The following is a 26,225-nucleotide window of genomic DNA, read 5'->3' on the forward strand; positions in this document are numbered from 1 at the left end:
TGGCGAAGGCTTAAACGAAAGCATATTTTGAACAAAACGCTTGTCATTATAATACATTCAACCCGGATGCCTGTGGAACCAGCAACTGATCTTTGACTGCATAAACGTGATCTGCAAACCCCATGGCTTCAGGGCTGTGGGTGACCATAATCAAGGTTTTATTATGAATTTTAACAAGATCAGTGATCATTTCAAGGACAGCAAGTCCTGTTTCGCTGTCCAGATTTCCGGTGGGTTCGTCTGCCAGGATTATATCCGGGTCATTGGCCAGTGAGCGGACAATGGCTACCCGCTGTTGTTCACCGCCTGAAAGGGTATCCGGGAAATCATTTTTTCTATCGGCAAGACCTACGGTTTCAAGCAACGCCATGACTCTGGGTAAAAATATATCTTTGGGTGTATTGTCCAGTTCAGCAACAAGGGTAATGTTTTCAAGGACGGAAAGAACCGGTATCAGGTTGAAAAATTGATAAATAAAACCGATTCGGCGACGTCTGAATAGGGTTCTTTCCGAATCGTCAAAATCGGTGATACAAAGATCTCCGACATGTATCGTGCCGCTGTCCGGCAGATCTATACCGCTGATCAGGTTGAGCAGAGAACTTTTTCCAACGCCGCTCTTACCGACTATCACGGAAATTTTCCCGGCAACCAGAGTAGCGCTCATATCTTTAAAAATAACCCGTTTTGTTTTGCTGTCATCGTATGATTTATCGATATGGGATAGTTTAAGGTTCACCCTTTGATTCCCTATATGTTTTAATGCATTACATTTGCCGATGGATCGTTGTTGACCAAGTCTGTGGATGAATGGGGTGGGGATTGACAGGTCTCACAGATATGGCTGCTTCGCTGGCCGACAATGATGCGTTTAATTTTATTCCGGCATCTTGGGCAGGGCCGGTTTGTGCGTCGGAATACATTTAATTGAAGCTGGTTGCGCCCCTGTTTGTGGTCTGCTGAAATAAAATTGGTTTTACTGCCGCCCAAAGATGTTCCATTGTTTTGGATACCTTTGCGCAACACCTTTCGAATCGCCCGGTGGAGCATTTTGATTTCATGGTCGGCCAGGGTTGATGAGATGCGCAAGGGATGAATTTTGGATGCCCACAGGGCCTCATCCACATAAATGTTGCCCAAACCGGCAATAAAGGTTTGATCCAATAAAAGCGGCTTCAGGCAGCGGTCACGAGACAGCAGCGCCTTTTGAAATTGCCTGGCAGTAAATTTGGGGGACAGGGGCTCTGGCCCCAATCTGTCAAGAATTGCGGCAGGACGCTTCGTGAGGTGCATGCGGCCGAATTTGCGGGTGTCATGAAAATGCAGACAGCGGTTGTCGCTAAGGTATAACACAACCTGTACATGTTTTGATATGGGTTCAGCATTGCTTGTCACCAGCATTCTCCCTGTCATACGCAAGTGAATCAACAAACTAAAAGGAGAGTCAAAATCGAAAATTATGTATTTTCCCCGTCGCCAGATAGAAGTGACCGCTAGCCCTTTTATGCGACGGGTAAATGATTCCGGCGTTTGATCCGATATGGTTTTGGACCAATTCACCTTTACACCGACAATATGTCTGCCGATAATTCCAGCATGACCAAGGGTGTCAACCACGGTCTGAACTTCCGGTAATTCGGGCATGCTATGATCTGCCTCCTGTAAAACCAGATAAAATTCGCAACGATGACGTCCCCCGGGACCAACCGAACACTCAAGAGGATGAACCGGATCCATTTTCCATGAATCCGCTGGATTTATCCTGGACGAGAATCCCTTTGCTTTTCAAATCAGCCAATATGTTTTTAAGCTGCATTTTTGAGCAATCATTAATATTATAAACATTTTGAACGTTATCTTTGAACAATAATACCAGGTGATCATTTTCATTCAGGTACGCCATGTGAAGATACTCTTTTGAAAGCCAAGGTTTCATACTTTCCAAAAAGTCTGTGAGCATGCATGTTTTCATTGTTCCTCCCTCACTTTTTATGGTTAGCCGCTTTTGTTTGCGTAAAATCCATCTAATTAAAGATATGGCAGGGCAGCTCTAAATCAATCTGCAACATCGACAAACTTGATTCCATTATTTTCATACTATTGTTATTTTGTATTTCTCCTCGTTTTTAAGCTCAATCTATAATATTAACAAATCCAGGTGTTTCCTCAATTTCATACAAAAAAAATCAGCAAATATTATGTAATATGATCCTGTCCCTGAGCTATGATTATTTCTCAAGAATGGAATTAACGACTTTGAGCATCTCTTTTCTCAGCCATTTGTGTGGTTCGTCCTCCTGATAGGATTGATGCCAGATCATATTCATTTTTCCCGACGCAAATTGAAAAGGCAGTGAAGAAAAGGCAAAATCAGTCATCTCAGTAAGTTCCATCAAGGATGGCAGAGTTGCAAGCATATCTGTTCCTTTTAAATAAGTTGCAATACTGGAAAAATTGGGGGCAAAAATTTCAACTCTGCGACGTTGTCCCTGGGTACTCAAATAATCATCCACCCCGCCCTTAAAATTCTGTAGAAATGAGAGCCCTATATGTCCAGAATCTAAATAATCCTTCATATCTTTTGGTGCATCCCTCACAGATGGGTCATAAAAAACTACAGTATGCATGGAGAAAAGTACTCGTTGCATTATATCTGGTACGTCGGGACTAAATCCAACAATGGCCAGATCGCATTTCTTGTCACGCAGTAGTTCAGCCGAGGGCAAATGAGGTGAGATAACTTTAAGAGTGAAACGTTTCAATTTTTTTTTAACCTGTTTATAAAAAAGGGGCAGAAGCAAACTGTTCTGAAAATCGTTAGCAGCTATAACCAGGTCTATTTCGCTTTCAGCGGGTGAAAATAAGGAAATTTGTACAAGGCCTTTGAGTTCACCAAGAATCCGCTCTACCTTTTCAGCCATCTGTTCTGCATACACTGTCGGGGATATTGTTCTTCCTGCCCGGATAAAAAGGGGGTCTCCTAAAATCTCTCGTAGTTTCTCCACCGTATGGCTAACAGCAGATTGAGTAATACCGAGTTTGTCTGCAGCACCTGTGATCGTGCCGACTTCTATTACGGTGAGAAACACACGCAGGCTTTTTCCATCCAGAGACAACCAATCAATTTTATTCATATATAATATGAAAACATATCTATTGTTTAGATGCAATAAAATTCGCATAATTGGATCAAAACGAACTGATATTTAATTTTTAAAAAAGAGGAGAATAAAAAATGATTTTAAAGGAAATATATTCAGCCTTGGCAAATATCAATGTAACAGACTGATAATTAATTGTAAAAGGAGCGTCAATTAAAATGAATAAAACAATAAATATCAACATGAATAAATGCGACGGGGATGGCATTTGTTTAACCAATTGTCCAAACCAAGTTTTTGAACTTAGAGAAATAACAACAGATGAGTATGATTCCCTTAACTTCCTGGGGAAATTCAAAACAAAGATCAAAGGACGTGTGAAATCCTTTGCGGTTAATTTCGAAAATTGTGTGGAATGCGGTCTGTGCATTGAAAAATGCCATGAACGAGCGATTCAATTCATTTAATTCTCCCCAAACAAATTATTTATGAACAAGGGCCATGACCCTAAAAGGAAAAACAATGAAAACTAAATTAAGTACACTATCAATAATAGCAGCACTCCTTATTTCAGTAAGTACGGCTTATGCACAAAAGGATGTAAACCAAAGCCCAAAAGTTTATCAAGTTGAAACAAGGTTGGGTAACTATACACGTCCTACAACATTTACCCCGACAAAAGCAGTACCTGTCAACGGGGCTATTTCTGAAAATGTTGCCGCGACTACTCAAAATATACTCAACAAAGAGGCTCCTTTTCTTAAAAAAGGGCTGGTAAAACTTATTGGTGAAGAACAATTCAGTGCATGGGAGCTTGTCAGTGACGAAGGTGGCTCAGCGCATCACCAAACTGCTCCAAATCCTTTGACCTATTATGCAGTTGGTGCTTCTTCAAGTTTATTGACGCAAGTTGAAAGATTTATACAAATTTTGGATTTAGACGTTGAAGATGTAAAAGTGGAATCAAAAATCTTTTTCAGATGGTCTGATCCGATGAGCGGTCAATGGTCTGGTTATACTGATAGCGTTATCTCTAATATTCTCATCAAAAGTAGTGAATCGCCTGAAAAAATAAAAATGTTAAAAGAAAAAGCGCTTAAAGCTTGGGCAGTTGGTGAGGGATTAGCAAAGAAAACGACAATTGATGTAGGGATTCTCATCAATGCGGATGATTGGGGTGGATTACATGCTCGTCCTGGTAAAGTAGAATCCCCAATCTCTGTCGATAATGGCCGCACGATCACCACTGTAGCACCGGATCTGAATCTGAAAACAGTAGAAGTAGAAAAAGATCTTACATTAGATATGCATAATTTCCCCAATCCATTTATATTTACTGAAATATCTTTAGCCGAATCGGCACATGATGCTTCTCGACCATACCTGCATAAAATAAGAGCGAAATCATTGACTGAAAATTACCAAACATGGGAGCTCTATGCCGATGATAGTCGGGGATATGAGGGTCTCGATAACGCACCTACATCAAGAGACTATTTTACGATAGGCACTTCGTTTTGTTTGATGAGCCAGCTTACTGCCAATAGAATGTACTTTCAAAAACAGGGTATCAATATCGATGATTTTAGAGTTGAACACCAGTTTAACTACCAACAAGATAATTTTATGACACCAACAATGACAGGCCATCTGGATTATGTGATCACAAGAGTCATCGTAAAAAGTGCAGCAGCAAAAGAGGCATTAACAAATTATGCGAAACAAGCCCTTCGCATGTGTTTTGCCGGTGAGGGCGTTCAAAATGAGACAGAGATGAAATCAAACATCTACCTGAATGGAATGATCGTCAAATAGTTTAGGCCCCCCAATTTAATTGACTAAAACAAGGATCAAGACCGGATTGGTTATATTTCTACAACGACTTTACCCACTCCCTGGCCGCCGGCAAGACGGTCATGGGCTTTCCCTACTTCATCAAGGGCAAATTTTTGTTCATCAAGCACCGGATATAAACCGCCGGCATCAACAATCTGTGCAAGTTTACGAAGAATGGCCCCATGTTCTTCACGTTTATGGTCATGGATCATGGGGATTAACATGAAAATAACGTGCAAAGAGAGCCCCTTGAAATGCGCCAACGACAGATCCAGCTCAACCATTGCCACTGTGGATGCCACCTGGCCGTTGAGCGCCGCAGCCTCAAAGGAGTTTGCCAGATTCAACCCACCGACCGAATCAAAGACAAGGTCAAAACCAGCCCCGTCTGTATGTTTATCAACATATCCGGCAACCGGTTCTGTCTTGTAATTGATGGCAGTGGCCCCAAGCTTCTCAATTAATGCCAGCTGTCTATCCCCTCCGCCAGTTGCAAAAACCTGCGCTTTAAAATGGCGTGCCAGTTGCAAGGCAATATGGCCGACCCCGCCGGAACCGCCATGGACCAGCACCTTTTGGCCCTGGGTAATACCTGCCCGTGTCAGCCCTTCATAGGCTGTAATGCCAACCAAAGGCAGGGCAGCAGCTTCCCTCATGGTCAGCTTTTCAGGTTTACGGGCAATCAGATTGGAATCGGCAACTATATATTCGGACAGCGTCCCGGGTAAATCACCTAATCCCCCGGCACAGCCATATACTTCATCACCGGCAGCATATTCAGTTACCCCTTGGCCAACAGCTTCAACAATGCCGGCAAAGTCCATACCCAAGACAGCGGGAAGCTGTGGTGAAATCGGCAGTTCTCTGCCCATCTGGCGAATCATGGTATCAACGGTATTAACACTGGTGGCCACAATTTTTACCAGCACATGGCCCGGTTTCACTTCCGGCTTGGCGATTTCAGCAGATTCAAATACGCTGGAATCCCCAAAATTCCGAATAATCATAGCTTTCATTGGTCATTATCTCCTTAAAAATTTGTAATCAATAAACATGGGCTACCATGCAAATGTTTTAAGCACCTCTTGCCTGGTTACCGGATGGGTGGCAATGGCATGGTCGATTTTTTCCAGAAAGGCTTCCCGGTGTTCCGGCAGCCGTCCCTTGGAAGAGACGATATTGTTGCCATGGTCTCCCCAGTAAAAGGTGTTGAAGTCCGTGAGGTTCTCAAGAAGATATTTTTCCTCCTCAAGGATCTGCAGCGGAGTAGCCTGAATGAATTCCCCGGCTACAATTTCTTTAGCCAATTCAGTCCCCGGCTGTACAGCCAGGGCCATAGGGGCCACCTCTTCGGGCTCCATCAGGTTGAGCAACCGGGTGGTTTCAGCAATATGCTCACAGGACCGCTCTTTTCCCCCCAGCCCGAAGATAAAGGAAAGCAGCACTTCGATTCCGGCAGCTTTCGCATGCTCCATCCCGATTAGGGCTTGTTCCGGTGTCAGCCCTTTTTTGACCCATTTAAGAATTTCAGGATGACCTGATTCCAGGCCGGAATAGGCCATGGTTAATCCAGCCTGTTTGAGTTCCGTAAGTTCCGAAACGGATTTGCGCCGAAAATCATTCAGTCCGGCGTAGAGGGAAATTTTTGAGCATTCCCCAAAAGAGGACCTGATCTTTTCAATCACTTTCAAAAGAAATACGGTTTTCAAGGCCAGTACATTCCCGTCAATAAGAAAGATTGATCCCACATAGGGAAAAAGCTGCCTCGCCTCATCAATATCATTGAAAATATCTTCAAGCGTCCTGATTCCGAATCTCTTTTCCCTGAACATATCGCAGAATGTACATTTATTATGGGTGCAGCCCAGGGTGGTTTGTATCAACAGGCTGTTGGCCTCAATCCAGGGGCGGTATATTTTCCCTTGGTAGTTCATTTTACGATCCTCTTCCTTGTTCTGTTTTGCAATCTGTCATAATTCGTTCAACACAGCCTCAATAGTCCGGATGACTGCTTCACATTTTCGGTCATTGAGCGCATCAGCATGAGGAGAGGAAAATTTTCCTGAATCATTGTCAAAATAGCGCCCAGAGGCCGATGCAAATTCATCGGACAGGGCAGCCCGGCAGAGAATTTCAGCTCCGATACTAAGATCTTTGCCGGCAACCCCGTATGCTTCTTTCACCATTTTGCTGCCCAAAAAGGAGGCAGGATTCACCGCAATGATCGCAGGATCTTTGTTCTTAAGGGCTCGACCCATATGGCATGACCACATCGTCAGGGCCAATTTACTCTGGGCATATGCTTCACCGTCAGACAGCCTTGGCGGACCTGCCAGAATCGCAGTATCCACCGGCGCCTGGGCGGCCGAGGAGAGGTTAACGATTCGGCCCGAGCGGTTGAACAAGGGCAGCATTTTTTTCGTCAACATATAGGGGGCGATGGTATTAACGGCAAATCTCACATCAAGCCCGTCTCTGGTGACAGGATTCTGAACCTTGAAAACACCGGCATTATTTATCAATACATCAAGGCTGGTATGGTTCTCAGCAACTTCAGCCCCAAGCCGTTGCACACCCTTGAGCTTCGATAGATCACATAGGTAGCTTGTCAACTTCCCGCCCGTGGACATTTCGGATAGTATTTTTTCCACATCTGCAAGTTTGGCCGGGTTGCGCCCATGGATTATGAGGTTGTGTCCCTGGACGGCCAGCATCTTTGCGGCTTCCAATCCAATACCATCGGTTGCGCCTGTGATCAGAATATTTTTTTGCATGATTCCTGCTCCCTTGTATCAATCAATTGTTCTATTCAATAATATAACCAATTAAAAATAATACAAATTAATAATTGTTATGCAATCCATAACTAAAAGCGTTTTATCATATAGTCCCGCCCACAGAAAAGGCACGACAATTAGATCCACCAAAATCTTTTGGTAATGCTGAACCGGTTGTTTCAACGAGCGGGATTATTGATAAAACGTTGTTGAACAGAGCCGGTGGTCAGGGCCGGTAACGAGTGTTTTCACTATGGGGTTTATATCGATTGCTGGCAGACTGTGCAAGGATAATTTGGTGTGATTTTGATGGTAAATGCTCAACGATTCGGTTTTGAACTGCTGCATATATTCTGCTCTACGGATATAGGCGGTACTTGTTTGTATTGTGCCGGGTTTTCGACGCACCTCATGGGTATGGCCTGAAGCCATTGCCTTTGCCACAAGTTGTTTTAGATCAAAGATTAGGGTCAAGAAGTATCCCAGGCAGCCACCTTTTTATTTGGGACAATATAGCCAATATATACCGGCAGCAACTCGTAAAGTCTTGTCAGGCGGCCTTTGCCACATTTGGGGCATGCTTTAATGTCAATGCCGGTCAGTCTGTGCATCATTTCTTCTACTGACTCATTTTCAGGATGTGCTGGCTCTTTGAACTTATCACCCGTCAATTTTCGGATCAGTTTTATGTTCACTGCTTTGTACCGGGGGGATAGAAAACCAAAGTGCCTGATTTTTTTAAACCCTCTGGGTAGCACATGAAGCAGGAACCGTCTGATGAACTCCACAGCATCAAGAGTCATCTCTTTTATGGCATCATTTTGAGCCCGGTCCTTCCAGGTGAACACAACTTTGCCGTCTTCAAAGGATTTGATACGGTAATTTGAAATGGCGACTCTATGGGTATACCTTCCTAAATATTCCAGGACTTTTTCAGGGCCGGAACAAGGGGCCTTGGCGTAACCGGACCATTTCTTTTTCCGGATAATTTTGATCAGGCGGTTGAAACCAGAACGGGTGCCGTACTTGGCCGTATTACCCGGGAACTTGAGATCCCCGTCCTGGTATAGTTGCTTGAGTCCTTTGATGTAGATGCCCTTGAACGCCTTTACTATGGAGGCTGTCTTGAATAGAAAATTCGTTTTGGATGGGGTCCATTGGGTTTTGTCTTCTGACAGCACACCGCCGGGAACAAGGCAGTGCAGATGAAAATGGTCCAGGATGGTCTGGTTCCATGTATGCAATACGGCAATAAAGCCAGCCTGCCCCTGGAGTCTCCATTGGGGATCGGTAGCAAATTGTTTAATGGTCTGATTTACCGAGGAGAACAGCAGGTCCAGCAACGGCTTCATATTACAGAGGATGATAGGATTCAGGTTGTGGGGCAGTGTGAACACCAAATGATAATAGGTGGCAGGCAATAGTTCTGACACCCGTTTATCTAACCATTTTTCCTTGGTCATGGTCTGGCATTTGGGGCAGTGCCGGTTCCTGCAGGAGTTGTAGGAGTTCTTTTGGAAATCGCAGTCAGGGCAAGCGTCTATATGGCCTCCTAAAGCAGCTGTTCGGCAGGTAATGATTTTATTCATGACCTTTATCTGTTCGTGTGAAGCTCCGAAAGTTTCCAAAAAGCGTTGCCCAGCGTGTCTGAAGATATCGGCAATGTCATGTTCGGGTCTGCTGCTTTTATTGCAGCATTCTCCGATCATTAAAGCACCACGTCAGCCGGGCTGACAACTTGGGATATGGCCTCATTGCTGATGTGAAGATACTTTGCCGTGGTTCTGATGGATTTATGACCGAGCATCTGCTGAAGTACATGTGTCCGGGTTCCCTGTTCGAGAAGGTGAGTCGCAAAGCAGTGACGAAGGGTATGTATGCCTTTGCCACGTTTTACACCGGCTTCTAACTTGGCCGTGTAATAAATTTTCTGAGCTGTCTCAACTGGCATCGGTTTTGATCTGGTTTTGCCGAAAAAGATCCATTCGTTCGGTTTAAAAAGCCGCCAGTAGTCTTCCAGAGTCTTTAGTAAGGTATCTGACAAGACTGTATACCGGTCTTTTCTGCCTTTACCTTGCTCTATCCGTATCATTTTGCGGGATCTTTCAATGTGTATCGGTTGGAGCTTTACAACTTCACTGACCCGCAATCCTGCGCTGTATGTGGCCAGAAGAAGGGCATAATGCTTGGGGTTGGTGCAGGCATTCAGTATTTGCGCCACTTCTTCCCGGCTCAGTGCCATGAAGATTTTCCTTTCCTGAGGCCGGGGCGGTATGGAAATCTTGGGCTCCCGTTTTAATACATGCCTGTAAAATCTCTTTATCCCTGAGAACTGTACATTGCAGCTACTCCAGGCCAGTTGTCGGTCTGCAATAATATAGTCGAGATAATCTTGGATCTGGGAATCGGTCAGTTGATCCGGTGCTTGCTTGTAGTGCGCGGCAAGCAATTTTACCGCATTCATATACGCCGCATTTGTTTTTGGCGAAAGCCGGTGAAGAGTCATGTGTCGATCAAATTGTTGGCGAAGTTGTGTCATCTTTTCCTCCTGAATTATGGGTGGATACTCAGGAGAATGATGGAATAAGACAGGGTAAATATAAAGGGATATTGTATAGTCGCGGCTGACTGGCCCATCAATGGGTAAGATGCCAGGTTGGCGTTTCTTTCCGCGGAGCGGTTTTGTTCAACAAGCTATTATGGCTCACATGATACCCATTGATCTGGACATAAACATGCTGCGTTGTTTTAAGGCGGTTGCCGAAACCGGAAGTTTTACCAAGGCTGGAAATAACATCGGCCTGACCCAGGCAGGCGTCAGTACAAAAATTCGCCGACTGGAAGAACGCCTGGATGCAAAGGTTTTCAACAGAACAAGTAAAAAACTGTCCCTGACCCATGAGGGGGAAATCTTGCTGACCCATGCACAGCGGATTTTATCGGCCCATGACGAAGCTGTCAGCCAGTTGACGACACCTAAAGCCTTCGGTCTCCTTCGTGTTGGACTGATTGATTATGTCTTGCCCGAACTATTGCCGGGAATCCTCAGCCAATTCAGAAAACGATATCCGAATATTTCTCTTGAAGTTCAAATGGATTTGGGGACAGGACTTATTCCTGCCTTTGAAAAAGGAGATCTGGATCTGGTGGTTGCCGGAAAGGATCTATACCAGGGAAGCTGCCGGGTGCTTATCCAGGAACCATTAGTCTGGGCAACAGGGCAAGGTGCAGAATTTGATATGCATGAAACATTGCCTCTTATAGCACTGCCTTCACCCTGTCATTTTAGAAAAATTGCCACCGAAGCTCTTGAACAAAAAAACCGAAAATGGAAAATTGGTTTCACAGTGACATCCATTTCAAGCGTTCAGACTGCGGTACAGGCAGGACTGGGGTTGTCCGTTCTACCCATAGGAGCATTAAAAGAAGGCTTAAACAAAGCGCCGTCCAAGCTGGAATTGCCTGAGCTGCCAATGTTTTCCATCGCAATTTTTGCAGATGAGCAGAAAAAAAATAACGCCAGAGATGTTTTTATCAGTTACCTGGAAGCGGAAGTCGGTAAACAAAAAAGCTGCCGGTAAAAATCCCGGCAGCAAGAGAGAGAAGAGAGATATGCCGATGTCAGGCGGCGGCGATGTCCAATGTTAAAAGATACACCAAATTTTTTTGAAGGGTTTTATAAAGAATATTGTCGGTACCGTAATGCTCGGTCACAATAGACATGGACTGTTCATAGGACAGCAGCGCTTTATCCCATTCCCCGGACATGGTGTATAAATTGCCCTGGTTATTTAAAAGCTTTGCTACCAAGCACACTTTATTCAACTCACGAGTTAAAGAGAGCGCCTTATTCATATTTTTAAATGCTATATCAAATTTTCCGGCATTTCCGGCTGCCATGGCTGTACGGTTCATAAAACCGATGTCCTTGAGCATGGATCGCAGACATTTTTTTTGTTTATGCGGCATTGATCACATCCTGTGTCCATTCATTGATTTCTGATTCTTCTGGCTCTCCGTCAATCCTAAGCGACTCGCACACCAGGGTCGCACCAAGCTTTGCCAGCCTTTCTTCAAGGGCATCCACAGCCCCGCAGAAATGTTCATAAGATGAATCTCCACACCCGAACACGGCAAATTTCTTACCTGACAAATTTAAATCGCCATTCATATTTTCATAAAAAGGTGCAAAATCTTCCTGGAATTCGATCTCATCTTCTCCCCAGGTGGAACTGCCAAGCAGGTATAAATCAAATGCCTCATTTAGAATATCCACACCAACATCAGACACATTGATTTTCTTAATAGTGTAATTAGCGTTGGATAAATCTGTTGAAATGGTATCAGCAACAGATTCAGTATTTCCGGTGGTTGATCCGTAAACAATCAGTGCGTTACTCATAAGCTCCCCCAAAATTAATAATTAAGATAATTTATTTTTAGGTACAACTAACAATAAAAGCTAACAAATTTCATGTCAAGTTTTTTTTTTAGCCGAGGGTAATTTTTATGATGTGAATTTATGCGCAACGCTTGTAACCTAAATATTACACGCACCCTTTGGCCGGATTGGCAAGACTTCGGGCATGCAGTATTGGGGTGTAAATTAAGCTACGGCTCATGATCGGAATAAAAAATTCCAAAATGTGGTTTAGAATTTTCGTTCGTATTCAAGGCGTATCAATAAGGAGCATATTAAATATATGCTCCCATTGACACAACGAAGAAGACGGATGAAAAGGCAAACCATATGGAAAGTTTGATTTTGAACTTGGGCCTAAGCTGACCGGAACAAGCGATCAGCTATGAAAATTAAATCACGCCTGCCAGTTCATGCTTTAGGGATCGCCCCATAAGCCTTTCCACGGTTCTTTCCACAGGGCTGTTCTCAAACAAAACAGAATAAACTTCAGCGCAGATGGGCAAATCAACATTCAGCTTTTTTGACATGTTATAAACGGAGCGGGTGGTTTTAACACCTTCGGCCACCATGCGCATTTCCGAGATAATATCATCCAGGCACTTGCCCTGCCCGATCTGTTTGCCGACAGTGTAATTTCTGCTGAGAAACCCTGTGCACGTCAAAAACAAATCACCGACACCGGCCAGCCCGGAAAGAGTTAGGGGATCTGCACCCAGGCGGGTGCCCAAGCGGTTCATTTCCGTCAGCCCCCGGGTGATCAGGGCGGCCCTGGGATTAAGCCCCATATTCATACCGTCACAGGCTCCTGCAGCAATGGCGATAACGTTTTTCATGGCCCCGCCGATCTGGGTGCCGACAATATCATGGTTAACGTAGACCCGGAAATTAGGTGTAGAAAATACGTTCTGGATGAATTCAGCCACCTCATTTTTCAGCGCTGCCGCTGCCACCACAGTTGGTACTCCGGCAGCCACTTCCTTGGCAAAACTTGGGCCTGACAGCACGCCGAAATTGTGGTCAGGCAGAAAATCAATAATTTCGGACAGGATATCGGTCATGATCATGTGGGTTTTATTTTCAATCCCCTTGGACGCACTGACCAGAATGGTGCCCGGGGAAACAAACGGTTTCATCTGTGTGGCCACAGCGCGCATACAATGGGAAGGCACCACCATGAGCACAAGATCTTTTCCGGACACTGCTTTTTCAATGTCATTGGTGGTTACAAGCTCCGGAGGCAGGCTGAACCCGGGCAGAAAACTTCTATTTTCCCGATAAAGGGTAATTTCCTCTTTTACCTCGGGTTCAAAAACCCAGTGATCCAAGGTAAACCCTTTATCCGCAAGTAGTTTGGCAAGTGCTGTTCCCCAGGCACCTGCCCCGACAACGCCGATTTTTGTATTCATGATATCCATAGACGGTTTTATTCCTGCCCGTCCCGGCAAAATTTTGTCCGGGCGGATCATTGATTTGTTAAAAATTAGTTAGCTTTTATATATTAATTTGCCAAGAGATTCAACGTCAGTTTATATATCCTTTCTATATTATTTCTGCGTTTTTGCATGCCACCCACCCCACCTTATCTTTGGCAAAACGAATTTTCATGTAGTTGTCTTTTTTTTCCAGCACCCGCACCTGGGTTCCGGCATGCAGGTCAAACAAAAGTGTTGCATTCTCCATGGTTCCGGAACGTACACCGGCCTGTTCAGCAAGAATAACGGCCTTTACATCCGAGTTAATTCGGTTGTATTCAAGACCGGCCGCCAGGGTTATTCCTGCAAAAATCAGAAAAATAAAAATGCCGATACCTGAAAAAATCTGTCTGCTCCTCGCCTTTTGAGCCGTTGCCCAGATAAAAAAACAAAAAGAGAGTGTAATCGAGGCACACTGAAGCCATTTCAAAGACACCAGGCCCTGCCAGAAATAGAGGATACCAGAGAGGGAAAATTTAGGTTCTTTTTTATCTTTTACAAGGCTTTGGGCATGGGCCAGATTAAATTTTAAATCCGGATCCGACGGTGCAAGTTTTATTGCCCGCTCATACCAGAGGATGGCCCGGCCTAAATCCTTAGCTTTCAAATATGCATTACCTATATTGTAGAAAAGATCCGGATTGTTCACGCGTGTGTTGGCAATGGACTCAAACTGTGCCGCAGCAGCAGCATAATCCCCTGCATTATACGCGCGAACCGCATCCACAAACACACCAGCCGTGTCTTTTACAGCGTAAACTTGGTTTGGAACGATGGTGTTGGCAGTATCCTGGGCAGCCATGCCCGTACCCCGGAATATGAAAAGAGATAGTCCCACACAGGCCACAACCATGAGCGTACGGATCAGAGATGAAACCTGATCCAGACAGCTTCGTGCTGTGTTCTCGTCCATGGGCTTTCCCCCGAAACGGGCCGCGTCCATGGTATCCATCAGTTGAGTAACTTTGTTTACGGTTTCCTGGTCCCGGCCGCTGTGGGATAGAATCTGCCGGGCCTCGTCCCGGGTCAGGCTTTCTCCCCCCTTGTCACCCCGGGCCAGGACGGCATAGGTAAGCGCTGAAGACAGACCCGGTAGAAACCCGGGATCGTCAGGTGCAGTTTTACGCGATTTTTTAAGATACCCCCATGCTTTTTCACGGTATTGCTCTTTCAGGGATTTTTCCCTGGCACCAAACCGCATGGCCGTACTTGCCGCCCCAAACCCTAAAGCTGGCAGACAGACCAGAAAAACAAACCAGAACATGGACAGGCAGGGGCGTGAATGGATACTTGCAATATCTTCTTTTAAATCCAGAATATCCCTGTTCTGCAGCTTAACCTCGGATTTTTTGATCTTGGATGAAACCAGCGTCCCTGCACCCGTATTTGCGGCAGGGGTTCCATCCACAACGGTCACAGGACCGCCCGGCTGTACGTCAAGGGTTAAAGGGGTTGTGGTAATGGTTTTATATGTTTTTGAATCCGTATCAAAAAAAACCAAAAAAAGCCCTGGAATAACGGCCTTTCCGGGTACAGAGGCGACAAGGGCCTGCTTGAACACTTTGTGTCCCTCAAATCCCTGTTCGGTGACCTGTACATCTTGGGCCGGGGTGTCTTCATACACCTTGAATTTTGTCGTATCCAGGTTCAGGGTAGGCAAAGCCGCATCTATAATATTTCCCGTTCCCTTGATAATAACGGTCAATGTGGCGGATTCGCCTGTTTTCACCGTGTTTTTGTCCAATGCACTTGATATGGAAAATTTGCCCACAAGGCCTGAAAAGGGCTGATCGCCAATATATTCCGGCAAAGGAGAGACCGTCAGATGCACAGCATTGGACACCACGCGCACGGGCTTTGCCGGTGTGGTATCAAAAAAGGAATCCCGGAAAAACGAATCGTTAAATACGGAATTAAATTGATCACGTTGTCTGGTCCGCTGCATGGGCACCTGGGCCACAAAAACAGCCGGTGAAATGGTAAACTGCCCGGGTGCGTCCGCCTGGACCAGATATTTTGTCTCATTTACCATAAAAGCCCGGCCGTTGATGGTCCGGGTGTACTTGGACCAGTCCGTCAATTGCTTAGCCGTCAGGCCTTTAAACTGGGGGGCATCAAAGGAGGCGCCCTTGATCCGTTTTGCCGCGCACAGTTTCAGGGTATACACGGCCTGCTGTCCCGGCACGATGCCGTCGCTGCTCAGGGATGCTTCGGCAAAAAAATCGCCCTTGGCATCACCGGCCTGGGCTGAGGGTTCTTTCACCAGGATTTTTATCTCCCTGGTCAATACGGATTCACCGTCCTGGACACAGGTAATGGGTGGAATCGTCAGCACGCCGGTTTTTAAAGGAATCAGCATGTACCGGTATATGACTTTATGGCTCCATGTACCATTGACATAACTTCTGCTGGACTGGGTACCGGCGGGATTGACCTGGAACCCGGTTATGGAAGATGTATCCACGTCGGCCTCACCACCGTCCACAATCACCTGCAATGACACAACATCCTGGGGTGTAATACGGGTCTGGTCCACCTGGGCCGTGGCGGTAAAGGCAAGGGCCATGCAGGGCAGACAAAAGAGCAGAACTGCAATTGCCCAGACGGCCATATGGATATGCGTTCGGTTCATAATAGTAAAACTACCAATCCTTATCATTGTCTCGTACTCCGGTTTGGGGAATCAGGGCCATGCCGGGTTTATCTTCCAGGCGGTTGAGACGGTTTTCAAGCATTTTTGACTGTGCTTGCTGCATGTTATCCTGTCCTTTTTGCCCTTTCTCAGTTTTTTCTGCCTGGGCGGCCTGGGTTTGGGAATCCTTTGCTGACTGGTCCTGAGGCTGATCCGTTTTGGCCTGGTCCGTTTGGGGCTGGGTGTTTTTTTCAGATTTATTTTGCTGATTTTTATCGCCCTGATTTTTCTGATCCTGTTTAGGGTCCTGCCCCTGGTTCTGTTCTTGGGATTGGCCTTTTTGATCCTGGTTGTTCTGCTGATTATGATCTTGGTCCTTCTGGTTTTGATCTCCCTGATCCTTGTTGGGCTTGTCTTTATTCTGGTTCTCCTGATCTTTCCGGTCTTTATTCTGCTGATCTTGCTGCTGCTGTTTTTTCTCCTCAAGCTTTTTCTTTACAACCTCAAGATTTTCTTTGGCCTGGGTATCATCGGGAAACTCCTTGAGCAGGTTCTGATAGTCCTCAATGGCCTTATCCAGTTGATTTTTACGGTAATGGGTGTTGGCAAGGTTATACAGGGCATTGTGTTTAAGTTCCCTGTCCTTTGCATTCATAGCCTGGGCAAAGTTGGATTCAGCCAGGTCATATTCACCGGCTGCATAGGCAGCAGCCCCAATATTATAATAAAGACGAGGGTCATCCGGGTTTTCAAGCTGGGCGTCAATAAAATGTTTTTTTGCCTGCTGGAATTGCTTGTTGTCCCAGGCCTGTATGCCCTGCTTAACCGGAGAAGTCCATAACCCGGCCCGGGCAAGCCCCGGTGCCATAAGCCCCATGGCAATGGCCAGACAAATTAATGAACGCCCGCCTTTAACACTGTGTTTCCAGCCAGATCCCTGGGGAAAAAAAGTTTCAGCAAGCAGCAGCAGTACGCAGGGAAGCAAGACCCACTGAAACCGTTTTTCCCAGACCTTTTTGCGGCCCTGGGTCAGTTCCTTTCGCTCCATGGTGCCCAGAATATCACCGGAATAGATCTGTTCAAGGTCCATGTCCCCGGCCACAGACCGTACATACCGGCCCTGGGTCATGGCAGTAATTTTTTTAAGCATGGTTTCGTCCACTTTTGACAAAATAATATTGCCTGTACTATCTTTTTTGAACCCTCCGCCCTTAGCCGGAATCGGGGCACCGGCCGGGTCCCCTACCCCGATGGCGAAAATACGGATTTTCTCCTTGGCAAATTTTTCCACCACATTGGTCAAGGCGGCTTCATCACCGGCGGTATCCTCACCGTCCGTGATGAGAATGATGACTTTTCCCGCAGTGGATGAAGGATCTAATCCGTTGTAACAGGCGTCCAGGGCTGCGGTCAAATCCGTGCCCCCCACAGGCAGATAATCCGGGTCCAGGGCATCAAGGAAAATCCCGAATGCGTTGTAATCAAGGGTTAATGGGCATTGCAGCACAGCAGCCCCGGAAAAGGCCACAAGCCCGGCCCGATCCGAATGCATTAACCGGGTCAGATCAATGATTTCACGCTTGGCCCGGGTCAGCCGTGTGGGGGAAACATCCTGGGCCAGCATGCTGCGGGAACAGTCCAAAGCAATCATGATATCCACCCCTTTTTGGGTGGTTTTTTCCCAGCGGTACCCGGCCAGAGGGCCTGCCAGTGCCACCACGGCAAATCCCGTGGCAAGTAAGGCCAAAACCGCTTTTACCCATTTGGGGCCATGGGAAAAGCCAGGCAGGATATGATCAAACATAGACGCTTTCGCATACCGGGCAAGGATCTTTTTGTGCCGGAAAATGCCGTACACCAGCAATCCTGCCAAAGGCACAAGTCCCCACAGAAAAAACAGAATATGTGGGTGGTCAAATTTCATATGTACATCCTTTTACTCACTTAAGGCAACTCCAGAAGCCTTGTGCTGCCAAGGCACAGGCATGAAAGGTAAAGCAGCAGTCCCGGGATCAGGAACAGGGTATAAAGCTCCTTGTAATCCACCCATTTGTCCACCTTGACCTTTGTCTTTTCCATTGAATCAATCATCTTATAAATGGATGCAAGGCTGTCGGTATCCTTGGCTTTAAAAAAGGTGCCCCCGGTCTGTTTGGCAATTGAATCCAGGGCATCCCAGTCCATATCCACCTGGCGATACACATACTGCTTGCCAAAGAGCCCGTCCACAAGGAAAGGGACCTTGCCCCTGGAGCCCACGCCAATGGTGTGAATTTTAATCTTTCTTTGGGCGGAGATCTTAGCGGCCTCCTGCCAGGACAGTTCACCAGCATTGCTCTTACCGTCGGTGAGCAGAATAATAATATTCGACTTGGCCGGTATATCTTCCAGGCGCTTTAGTGAAATGCCCAAGGCATCGCCAATGGCGGTACTGGGTCCGGCAGCCCCGATCTTCAAATGATCGAGCATGAATGCAATGGTGTTGTAGTCCCGGGTCAACGGGACCTGGGTAAAGGCATGGGTGCCAAACACCACAAGGCCGATGCGATCCCCTTCCCGCTTCATGATAAAATCGGAAACCACCCCCTTGACCGCGTCAAGACGGGTGACAATCTTGCCGTCGTGTTTAAAATCAAGGGCTTTCATGGACCCGGACAGGTCAAGGGCCAAAACAATATTCACCCCTTCGGTCTCCACATTGATCTTGCGCTCTCCGGCCTGGGGCCGGGCAAGGGCAATGATCATCAGGCTTAAGCCCAACACCTTTACCAAGGGCATGAAACGGGCCGCCAAAACAGCGAAACTGAAAGGCACCCGGGAAGTACCGGTCAAACTTGACACCCGGAGACTGTGGTCCGAAGACTTGGGAATCCATTTGAATGAAAACCGTCTGGTATTTTTGGCCGTGTGAATCAGCAGCCAGATCCAGGGCAGGATAAGCAACAGCAGAAACCAAGGGGAGGCAAATCGAAACATCAGGCACCCTCCGCATCTTCTTTAGCTGTTGCATCTGCGATCATCTGTTCAATCCGGGCTACAAGACTGCCGGCAAGGGCCAGATCCTGCTGCATGCGCCCGGCATCCAGAGTCCCCTGGGCATCCAAGGGCATGTAACGGATGGGATCACACTGGTCCTGGAACTGAATCAATTCCGTTTTAAGCCCGATATCCAAATACTTGAGATTTTTTACAGCCCTGGCCATCTCCTGGGAGGTCATCTCGGAACAACTGATTTGGAACGTGCCTGAAACATAAGCCTTTAGAATACGGCTCAGTTCAAAATAAAAAATTTTGGCATCGTGGCCAAAGCCGGCCATGCACTGTTCCAGATCCCGCACCGCTGTCTCATATGGAGTGAATAAAGGAAGGGCATGGGCCACCTGTCTCTTTTTCTTTCTTTTTTTAAGCCAATACCGGATGATCAGGGCAATCAGCGCACAAAGCACCATTGCCCCTGCACCCCAAAGAAGCCCCCGGACCAGTCCCGGATCCATGCCTGTCATCACCGGCGGCCGTATGTCATGAATATCTTCAATCATCAGCGTCTACTCTCCCGGAGCATAAAATACCGGGTCAACACGTCGGATACACTATCTGCCGTGGTGACATCCACAAGATCCACCCGGGATTTGCTAAACACCGATTCCGTCAGGGTATGGATTTTCTGCCGTTGATCCGTATACCATTGCCTTATTTTTTTGCTGCCCGCATCCATGAGCGTTTCTTCCCCGGTTTCAAAATCCTTTACCCGCACAATACCGGCAGAGGGTAGGTGAAAAGCCCCGTCATCAAACACACGCATACCCACTACCTCATGCCGCCGGTTTAAAAGCCGCAAGCTTTTTTCGTATTCCGGAGAGAGATAATCGGAAATAACAAAGGCAAAACTGCGCTTTTTACTGATTTTTGCCATGAAATCCAGGACACACGCGATATCCGTGCCCACGCCCTCGGGCGCAAAGGTAAAAATCTCCTTGATCACCCGCCAGACATGGGCAGAACCCTTTTTAGGCGGGATATACTTTTCCACCTGGTCCGTGAAAAAAATAACCCCCACCTTGTCATTATTTTTAATGGCGTTGAATGCCAGAACCGATGCCAGTTCCGCCACTTTCTCAAGTTTGCTGCCCGAATGGGTCCCGAAATTTAAAGACGCGCTCATGTCAATGAGCAGCATGACAATGGATTCACGCTCTTCCCTGAAAAGTTTGACAAATACCTTGCCCGTACGCGCCGAAACATTCCAGTCAATGGACTTGACATCATCGCCCGGGGCGTACTCGCGCACCTCTTCAAATTCAATACCCGAGCCTTTGAACACAGACCGGTACTGCCCTGCCATCAAGGTATTGACGGTTTTGCGGGACTTTATATGAATTTGCTTAATTTTTCTTATGATATGGGCAGGAATCATTGCATGATCACCTGTAACTTAATTTGTAAGAAAATATTTATAACCTATACAAATCTTTAAGTTTTTATTGTGTGTTGACCCCTGTAGAAAAACCAGGTCAGCCCGTGGCTGTTTTTATGGTACTTCTACGGAATCGAACAAATCCGCCACCACCTGCTCGGTTGAAATCTCTTCGGCCTCGGCCTCAAAGGAGAGCAAAATTCTGTGGCGCAGCACATCAGGTCCGGCAAGTTTTATGTCCTGGGGCGTAACATATGCCCTGCCTGCAAGAAAAGCAGCAACCCTTGCGGCCTTGGCCAGGAAAATGGTTGCCCTGGGCGATGCCCCGAATTCGATGTAATGGCCGGTCTGCATTTTGCTGGATTCCGGATTTCGTGTGGCAAAGATCAGGCTAACAATATACTCTTTGAGTTTTTCATCCATATACACCTGATCCACCAGACTTTTTAATTCGGCAAGATCCTCACATGAAACAACGGGCGAGATCTCTTCTACTGCGGCAAAGCTTGTTTTTTTAAGAATTTCAAGCTCCTGGGCTCGGCTGGGATATTCCACCAGCACTTTGAGCATGAAGCGGTCCACCTGGGCCTCGGGCAACGGATAGGTGCCCTCCTGCTCAATGGGGTTCTGGGTGGCCAGCACCAGAAAGGGTGCGGGCAGGGTATAGGTGGCGTCGCCGATGGTCACCTGTTTTTCCTCCATGGCTTCCAGAAGTGCAGACTGCACCTTGGAAGGGGCCCGGTTGATTTCATCGGCCAAAATAATATTGTTGAATAACGGGCCTTTCCGGGTGATAAAATCCGTGGTTTTGGGCCGGTAAATCTCGGTACCGGTCAAATCCGCAGGCAAAAGATCCGGCGTAAACTGAATGCGTTTGAAATCTGCCTGGATAGCGGCGGCCAAGGCCTTAACTGCCGAGGTTTTTGCAAGCCCCGGCACCCCTTCAATGAGGACATGCCCGCCGGTGAGAAGGCCTGTCAGCAGGCCATCAACCAGTTTTTCCTGACCCACCAGGGTTTTGCCCACCTCGCTGCGGATACGGTTCACCAGAAGGTGGGCTTTTTCAATCTGCTTTGTGATTTCTTCCATAATTTGTTAATCCTTGTGTTCTGGCCTATTCCTGACCTTTACTTTTGACTTTTATTTTGAGTAGCCCCAGAAAAGGCCCGGACCTGAATGAACAAAATTTTCTTTTTTAATATAGTGCGCACAAATGTCGTGTCAAATGACAAAAAGATTATGTTCAGGATCAAGGCAATCACATGTAAACAACATACGCATCCCCAAGGTTGACACGATTCAACCCCTTTGTGCTATTTGATGGCAACCCCTTAATTTTTGGCTATGTTCCCTTTAATTATTGAGACCGAATGCCCGACAAAGACAAAATCGCTGTAATAAGGCTTAAAATCTGCTTTGATAGCCGCTGAAATCCTAAAATAGAAAAAAGACTTGACCATTATGATAATTAAAGTTAATTAATAATCATTATCGTTAATTATTGATGAGGCCAAGTGTGAAATCCCAAAAAACAAGATTTGAAATTATTATCCAAAAATTAAGGGATAATGGTCATAAGATAACACCCCAAAGGATTGCTATTGTGAAAATTATTGCTAAAAGTATAGGCCATCCAAGTGTTGAAGATATATATGATCAAATCAAAATCGATTTCCCCACGATGAGCCTTGCAACAGTATACAGAAATTTAGTATTAATTAAATCGTTTGGTGAAGTTCTTGAACTTGGTTTCCCAGATGGGAGCAACCGGTATGATGGGAATAAGCCTTACCCCCATCCCCATGTCATTTGTCTGAAGTGTAAAAAAATTGTCGATCCGAACCTGGACAGTCTGGATAATCTGACAAAAGAAGTAACAAAAAAAACAAATTTTAAAATTTTAAATCACCGGTTAGACTTTTTTGGTATCTGCAGTAATTGTTTGTCGAAAAAAGTTTAATATATTTTTTTATTATTGGTTGATAACGATTATTAGCTAATATTTCTTATCAATACTATAAAATAAGGAGAATAACATGTCTAATGAAGCAAGCAAGTGCCCTGTGATGCACGGTGGTGCAACGTCGACCAGTATATCAAACATGGAGTGGTGGCCCAAATCACTTAATCTTGACATTCTCCATCAGCACGATTCCAAGACCGATCCCATGGGGGCTGAGTTCAACTATCTGGAAGAACTAAAGAAACTGGATGTGGCCGCACTCAAGAACGACCTGCATGCCCTGATGACTGACAGCCAAGACTGGTGGCCTGCGGATTGGGGTCATTACGGTGGTCTTATGATCCGCATGTCCTGGCATGCCGCCGGCACCTATCGCATCGCTGACGGACGAGGTGGTGCCGGCACCGGCAATCAACGCTTTGCACCGATCAACTCCTGGCCGGACAACGTGAACCTTGACAAGGCGCGCCGTCTACTCTGGCCCATAAAGAAAAAATACGGCAACAAATTAAGCTGGGCTGATTTGATTGCTTACGCCGGCACCATCGCCTACGAATCCATGGGGTTGAAAACCTTCGGGTTCGCCTTTGGGCGGGAAGATATCTGGCACCCGGAAAAGGACACCTACTGGGGATCGGAAAAGGAGTGGCTGGCCACAAGTGACAGCCCCAATAGCCGTTATTCCGGTAAACGTGACCTGGAAAATCCCCTGGCCGCAGTGATGATGGGGCTCATTTACGTCAATCCCGAAGGTGTGGACGGCAAGCCGGACCCGCTCAAGACCGCCCGAGATGTGCGCATAACTTTTGAGCGCATGGCCATGAATGACGAGGAAACCGTTGCCCTCACCGCCGGTGGTCACACCGTGGGTAAATGCCATGGTAACGGAGATGCAGGACTTCTTGGACCTGAACCCGAAGCTGCGGAGATTGAAGACCAGGGAATGGGGTGGATGAACAAAACCAAGCGTGGTATTGGCCGCGACACGGTAAGCAGCGGCATTGAAGGCGCATGGACCACAAATCCAACCCAATGGGACAATGGATATTTCCACTTGCTGCTTAACCATGAGTGGGAACTGAAGAAAAGTCCGGCCGGTGCTTGGCAGTGGGAACCTGTCGACATTAAGGAAGAAGACAAGCCCGTGGATGTCGAAGATGCTTCGATCCGGTACAATCCGATCATGACCGATGCGGACATGGCCATGAAGATGGACCCTGAATATCGGAAGATTTCCGAACGATTTTACAACGACGCTGAATATTTCTCCGAAGTGTTTGCCCGGGCGTGGTTCAAATTGACCCACCGTGACATGGGACCCAAGGCACGTTATTTGGGTCCTGATGCACCCCAGGAAGATCTGATCTGGCAAGACCCGGTTCCTGCCGGACCCACTGATTACGATATCAAGGCACTGAAAGACAAAATAGCCGCCAGCGGTCTAAGTGTCAGTGAAATGGTCTGTACCGCATGGGATAGTGCCAGAACCTTCCGGGGTTCAGATAAACGGGGCGGTGCCAACGGAGCGCGCATCCGCCTCAGCCCCCTAAAAGATTGGGAAGGAAATGAACCGAAGCGTCTGAACAAGGTACTGTCGGTTCTTGAAGGCATTGCTGCCAATAGTGGTGCAAGCCTGGCAGATGTCATCGTTCTGGCCGGGAATGTGGGTGTCGAACAGGCCGCAAAGGCTGCCGGTTTCGATGTTACAGTCCCCTTTTTGCCTGGCCGTGGTGATGCAACCGAGGAAATGACCGATGTCGAATCCTTCGAAGTGCTGGAACCCCTTCATGACGGCTACCGCAACTGGCTCAAAAAGGACTATGTCGTTAGTGCGGAAGAGATGATGTTAGACCGCACACAACTGATGCGGTTGACCGCCCATGAAATGACGGTGCTGGTGGGCGGCATGCGCGTTATCGGCACCAACCACGGCGGAGCCAAACACGGTGTATTCACCGAGAACGAAGGGGTACTGACCAATGACTTTTTCGTAAATCTAACTGACATGAATTATACATGGAAACCGGCTGGCCAAAACCTGTATGAAATCCGCGACCGGAAAACGGGGCAAGTCAAGTGGACGGCAACACGAACGGATCTGGTCTTCGGGTCCAACTCGATCCTTCGCGCATACGTCGAGGTGTATGCCCAGGATGACAATAAGGAAAAGTTTGTTAACGACTTTGTAGCATCTTGGGCAAAGGTTATGAACGCTGATCGCTTTGACCTTGAATGATTTTAATACAAAGGGAGCCGATGAATTTTAAGAATTCACTGAACGGCTAAATGATTGATCGGCAAACGAAAATGGTATTTGATTAAAACTATTAACTACTTTGTTTTTTTTTGGGGAGGGCATCCTACAACTGATTCTTCAGTAAGGTTACCCCTTAAACAAAATACCATCAATGCCGAATTTAAAAGCCAGGACCATTATTGATAGTTATGATGATTAAACTGTGTTCAGTATAAGAAAGGAGTTCAGCCCGCCTAAATCTTCTGAGCCGGAATATTTTATTGATTTTTTTGCACGAATAAGATTACTCTTTAATCAATTGAACGTCAAACAAAACATAAGGAACACGCAATGGCATCGGGGAAAGTGACGATTATGGACGGTGGCATTGGCAGGGAGCTGGAACGGCAGGGCGCACCGTTCAGGCAGCCGGAGTGGTCAGCACTGGCCATTATGGAGGCCCCTTCGGTTGTCAAGGCGGTCCATAAATCATTTATTGAAAGCGGCGCATCTGTTATAACAACCAACAGCTATGCCCTGGTCCCTTTTCATATTGGCGAAGAAAAATTTAAAAAACAGAGCAGGACGCTGGCAACTATCGCCGGAAAAACGGCTCGGGCAGCCGTCAATGAAACCCGAACCGAAACCCGGACCCGCATATGTGTTGCAGGTTCCATCCCTCCATTGTTTGGCTCCTACCGTGCCGATCTGTACCGGCCGGAGCGGGTGGTTGAAATTGCAACCCCTTTAGTAGAGGGGCTTTCTCCGTATATAGATTTATGGCTATGTGAAACCCAGAGTCTGATTGATGAACCGCTCAGGATCAAGTCCTTGACGGATCAACTGGACATGTCAAGCAAGCCGTTCTGGATCTCTTTCACCCTGGACGATTTACATTTAAATCGTGAACCAGTATTACGGTCCGGCGAATCTGTGGCTGATGCGGTCAAAGCGATGGTCAATGCCAAGGTGGATGCTATCTTATTTAACTGCTGCCAACCCGAGGTGATCAGTCAGGCCATCAAGGTAACCCAAAGTCAATTGGCACGCTTAGGCGTTGGGAATATTGAAATTGGCGCCTATGCCAATGCTTTTCCGCCGCAACCTGAAGATGCAAAGGCAAACAAAAAACTCAACGATATGCGTACTGATTTAACCCCCTCATCATATCTGAACTGGGCTCAAAAATGGGTTCAGGAAGGCGCAACACTGATCGGTGGATGCTGTGGGATCGGCCCCGAGCATATTTCGGTCTTATCCAAAAAGCTGGTTTACGCGTAAGGCGTCACCATTATTCGTAATCGCTTTTGTAACCCGGATATTGACCCGGGCCTAAATAGAATGATATAAAAGCTGTCATTTCAACCCTTA

General features: G+C 46.7%; 24 protein-coding genes. 6 read left to right on the plus strand and 18 right to left on the minus strand.

What is annotated here, in order from left to right; all coding sequences use genetic code 11:
- Window positions 1-46: 46 nt before the first annotated feature.
- The 4 genes from EYB58_RS19760 to EYB58_RS19775 all read right to left on the minus strand — a co-directional run bounded on the left by EYB58_RS19760 (window position 47) and on the right by EYB58_RS19775 (window position 3,134).
- Window positions 47-739, minus strand: coding sequence for an ABC transporter ATP-binding protein (locus EYB58_RS19760; protein ID WP_111960486.1), 693 nt, complete (start codon window positions 737-739; stop codon window positions 47-49).
- Between the two features lie 20 nt (window positions 740-759).
- Window positions 760-1,644, minus strand: a complete 885-nt coding sequence (gene mutM, locus EYB58_RS19765) for a DNA-formamidopyrimidine glycosylase (RefSeq protein ID WP_111960488.1) — start codon at window positions 1,642-1,644, stop codon at window positions 760-762.
- Between the two features lie 70 nt (window positions 1,645-1,714).
- Window positions 1,715-1,972, minus strand: a complete 258-nt coding sequence (locus EYB58_RS19770; RefSeq protein ID WP_111960490.1) for a hypothetical protein — start codon at window positions 1,970-1,972, stop codon at window positions 1,715-1,717.
- A 256-nt stretch (window positions 1,973-2,228) separates the two neighbouring features.
- Window positions 2,229-3,134 carry a LysR family transcriptional regulator gene (locus EYB58_RS19775; protein WP_163354649.1) on the minus strand — a complete coding sequence of 302 codons (906 nt, stop codon included), beginning with the start codon at window positions 3,132-3,134 and terminating at the stop codon, window positions 2,229-2,231.
- 185 nt (window positions 3,135-3,319) lie between these two features.
- Between EYB58_RS19775 and EYB58_RS19780 the strand changes: the two genes are divergently transcribed.
- Together EYB58_RS19780 and EYB58_RS19785 are read left to right on the plus strand one after the other, a co-directional pair.
- Entirely contained in the window at window positions 3,320-3,568 is a 249-nt protein-coding gene (locus tag EYB58_RS19780; protein WP_111960494.1) for a 4Fe-4S dicluster domain-containing protein, read from the plus strand.
- A 55-nt stretch (window positions 3,569-3,623) separates the two neighbouring features.
- Window positions 3,624-4,916 (plus strand): OsmC family protein, encoded by a 1,293-nt coding sequence (locus tag EYB58_RS19785; protein ID WP_163354651.1) that lies wholly within the window; start codon window positions 3,624-3,626, stop codon window positions 4,914-4,916.
- A 50-nt stretch (window positions 4,917-4,966) separates the two neighbouring features.
- Here EYB58_RS19785 and EYB58_RS19790 read toward each other — a convergent pair whose 3' ends face one another.
- From EYB58_RS19790 to EYB58_RS19810, 5 genes are all read right to left on the minus strand, one after another.
- On the minus strand, window positions 4,967-5,953 hold the full coding sequence (locus EYB58_RS19790) for a zinc-dependent alcohol dehydrogenase family protein (RefSeq protein WP_111960498.1): 987 nt from the start codon (window positions 5,951-5,953) through the stop codon (window positions 4,967-4,969).
- 42 nt (window positions 5,954-5,995) lie between these two features.
- Complete coding sequence (locus EYB58_RS19795) at window positions 5,996-6,871, minus strand: radical SAM protein (RefSeq protein ID WP_111960500.1); 876 nt, start codon at window positions 6,869-6,871, stop codon at window positions 5,996-5,998.
- Between the two features lie 36 nt (window positions 6,872-6,907).
- Window positions 6,908-7,711 carry an SDR family NAD(P)-dependent oxidoreductase gene (locus EYB58_RS19800; RefSeq protein ID WP_111960502.1) on the minus strand — a complete coding sequence of 268 codons (804 nt, stop codon included), beginning with the start codon at window positions 7,709-7,711 and terminating at the stop codon, window positions 6,908-6,910.
- 473 nt (window positions 7,712-8,184) lie between these two features.
- Window positions 8,185-9,423 (minus strand): IS91 family transposase, encoded by a 1,239-nt coding sequence (locus EYB58_RS19805; protein ID WP_131072012.1) that lies wholly within the window; start codon window positions 9,421-9,423, stop codon window positions 8,185-8,187.
- The gene (locus EYB58_RS19810; RefSeq protein WP_111960837.1) at window positions 9,423-10,253 is read right to left on the minus strand and encodes a tyrosine-type recombinase/integrase; all 831 of its coding nucleotides are present in this window, start codon (window positions 10,251-10,253) and stop codon (window positions 9,423-9,425) included. Before EYB58_RS19810 ends, EYB58_RS19805 begins: the two co-directional genes overlap by 1 nt.
- Before the next feature lie 160 nt (window positions 10,254-10,413).
- On the opposite strand from EYB58_RS19810, the gene EYB58_RS19815 reads away from it, so the two are divergent.
- Window positions 10,414-11,295 carry a LysR family transcriptional regulator gene (locus EYB58_RS19815; protein ID WP_163354344.1) on the plus strand — a complete coding sequence of 294 codons (882 nt, stop codon included), beginning with the start codon at window positions 10,414-10,416 and terminating at the stop codon, window positions 11,293-11,295.
- A gap of 40 nt (window positions 11,296-11,335) precedes the next feature.
- On the opposite strand, the gene EYB58_RS19820 is transcribed toward EYB58_RS19815, so the two are convergent.
- The 9 genes from EYB58_RS19820 to EYB58_RS19860 all read right to left on the minus strand — a co-directional run bounded on the left by EYB58_RS19820 (window position 11,336) and on the right by EYB58_RS19860 (window position 21,744).
- On the minus strand, window positions 11,336-11,683 hold the full coding sequence (locus EYB58_RS19820; RefSeq protein ID WP_111955104.1) for a tetratricopeptide repeat protein: 348 nt from the start codon (window positions 11,681-11,683) through the stop codon (window positions 11,336-11,338).
- Entirely contained in the window at window positions 11,673-12,116 is a 444-nt protein-coding gene (locus EYB58_RS19825) for a flavodoxin (protein WP_111955102.1), read from the minus strand. Before EYB58_RS19825 ends, EYB58_RS19820 begins: the two co-directional genes overlap by 11 nt.
- Before the next feature lie 410 nt (window positions 12,117-12,526).
- Window positions 12,527-13,552: an NAD(P)H-dependent glycerol-3-phosphate dehydrogenase gene (locus EYB58_RS19830; protein ID WP_111955100.1), complete on the minus strand. Its 1,026-nt coding sequence runs from the start codon at window positions 13,550-13,552 to the stop codon at window positions 12,527-12,529.
- Between the two features lie 124 nt (window positions 13,553-13,676).
- Complete coding sequence (locus EYB58_RS19835; protein WP_242637450.1) at window positions 13,677-16,241, minus strand: BatD family protein; 2,565 nt, start codon at window positions 16,239-16,241, stop codon at window positions 13,677-13,679.
- Between the two features lie 10 nt (window positions 16,242-16,251).
- Window positions 16,252-18,165: a vWA domain-containing protein gene (locus tag EYB58_RS19840; protein WP_111955096.1), complete on the minus strand. Its 1,914-nt coding sequence runs from the start codon at window positions 18,163-18,165 to the stop codon at window positions 16,252-16,254.
- A gap of 20 nt (window positions 18,166-18,185) precedes the next feature.
- Window positions 18,186-19,217 carry a VWA domain-containing protein gene (locus EYB58_RS19845; protein WP_111955094.1) on the minus strand — a complete coding sequence of 344 codons (1,032 nt, stop codon included), beginning with the start codon at window positions 19,215-19,217 and terminating at the stop codon, window positions 18,186-18,188.
- Complete coding sequence (locus EYB58_RS19850) at window positions 19,217-19,780, minus strand: hypothetical protein (RefSeq protein ID WP_111955092.1); 564 nt, start codon at window positions 19,778-19,780, stop codon at window positions 19,217-19,219. Before EYB58_RS19850 ends, EYB58_RS19845 begins: the two co-directional genes overlap by 1 nt.
- Complete coding sequence (locus tag EYB58_RS19855; RefSeq protein WP_111955090.1) at window positions 19,780-20,655, minus strand: DUF58 domain-containing protein; 876 nt, start codon at window positions 20,653-20,655, stop codon at window positions 19,780-19,782. Before EYB58_RS19855 ends, EYB58_RS19850 begins: the two co-directional genes overlap by 1 nt.
- Window positions 20,656-20,769: 114 nt before the next feature.
- On the minus strand, window positions 20,770-21,744 hold the full coding sequence (locus EYB58_RS19860; RefSeq protein WP_111955088.1) for an AAA family ATPase: 975 nt from the start codon (window positions 21,742-21,744) through the stop codon (window positions 20,770-20,772).
- Window positions 21,745-22,171: 427 nt separating this feature from the next.
- On the opposite strand from EYB58_RS19860, the gene EYB58_RS19865 reads away from it, so the two are divergent.
- The 3 genes from EYB58_RS19865 to EYB58_RS19875 all read left to right on the plus strand — a co-directional run bounded on the left by EYB58_RS19865 (window position 22,172) and on the right by EYB58_RS19875 (window position 26,135).
- Window positions 22,172-22,615: a Fur family transcriptional regulator gene (locus EYB58_RS19865; protein WP_111955086.1), complete on the plus strand. Its 444-nt coding sequence runs from the start codon at window positions 22,172-22,174 to the stop codon at window positions 22,613-22,615.
- Window positions 22,616-22,691: 76 nt separating this feature from the next.
- Window positions 22,692-24,854 (plus strand): catalase/peroxidase HPI, encoded by a 2,163-nt coding sequence (gene katG / locus EYB58_RS19870; RefSeq protein ID WP_111955084.1) that lies wholly within the window; start codon window positions 22,692-22,694, stop codon window positions 24,852-24,854.
- A 351-nt stretch (window positions 24,855-25,205) separates the two neighbouring features.
- Complete coding sequence (locus EYB58_RS19875; RefSeq protein ID WP_111955082.1) at window positions 25,206-26,135, plus strand: homocysteine S-methyltransferase family protein; 930 nt, start codon at window positions 25,206-25,208, stop codon at window positions 26,133-26,135.
- Window positions 26,136-26,225: the final 90 nt, after the last annotated feature.

This window comes from Desulfobacter hydrogenophilus, from assembly GCF_004319545.1.
GTDB lineage: Bacteria > Desulfobacterota > Desulfobacteria > Desulfobacterales > Desulfobacteraceae > Desulfobacter > Desulfobacter hydrogenophilus.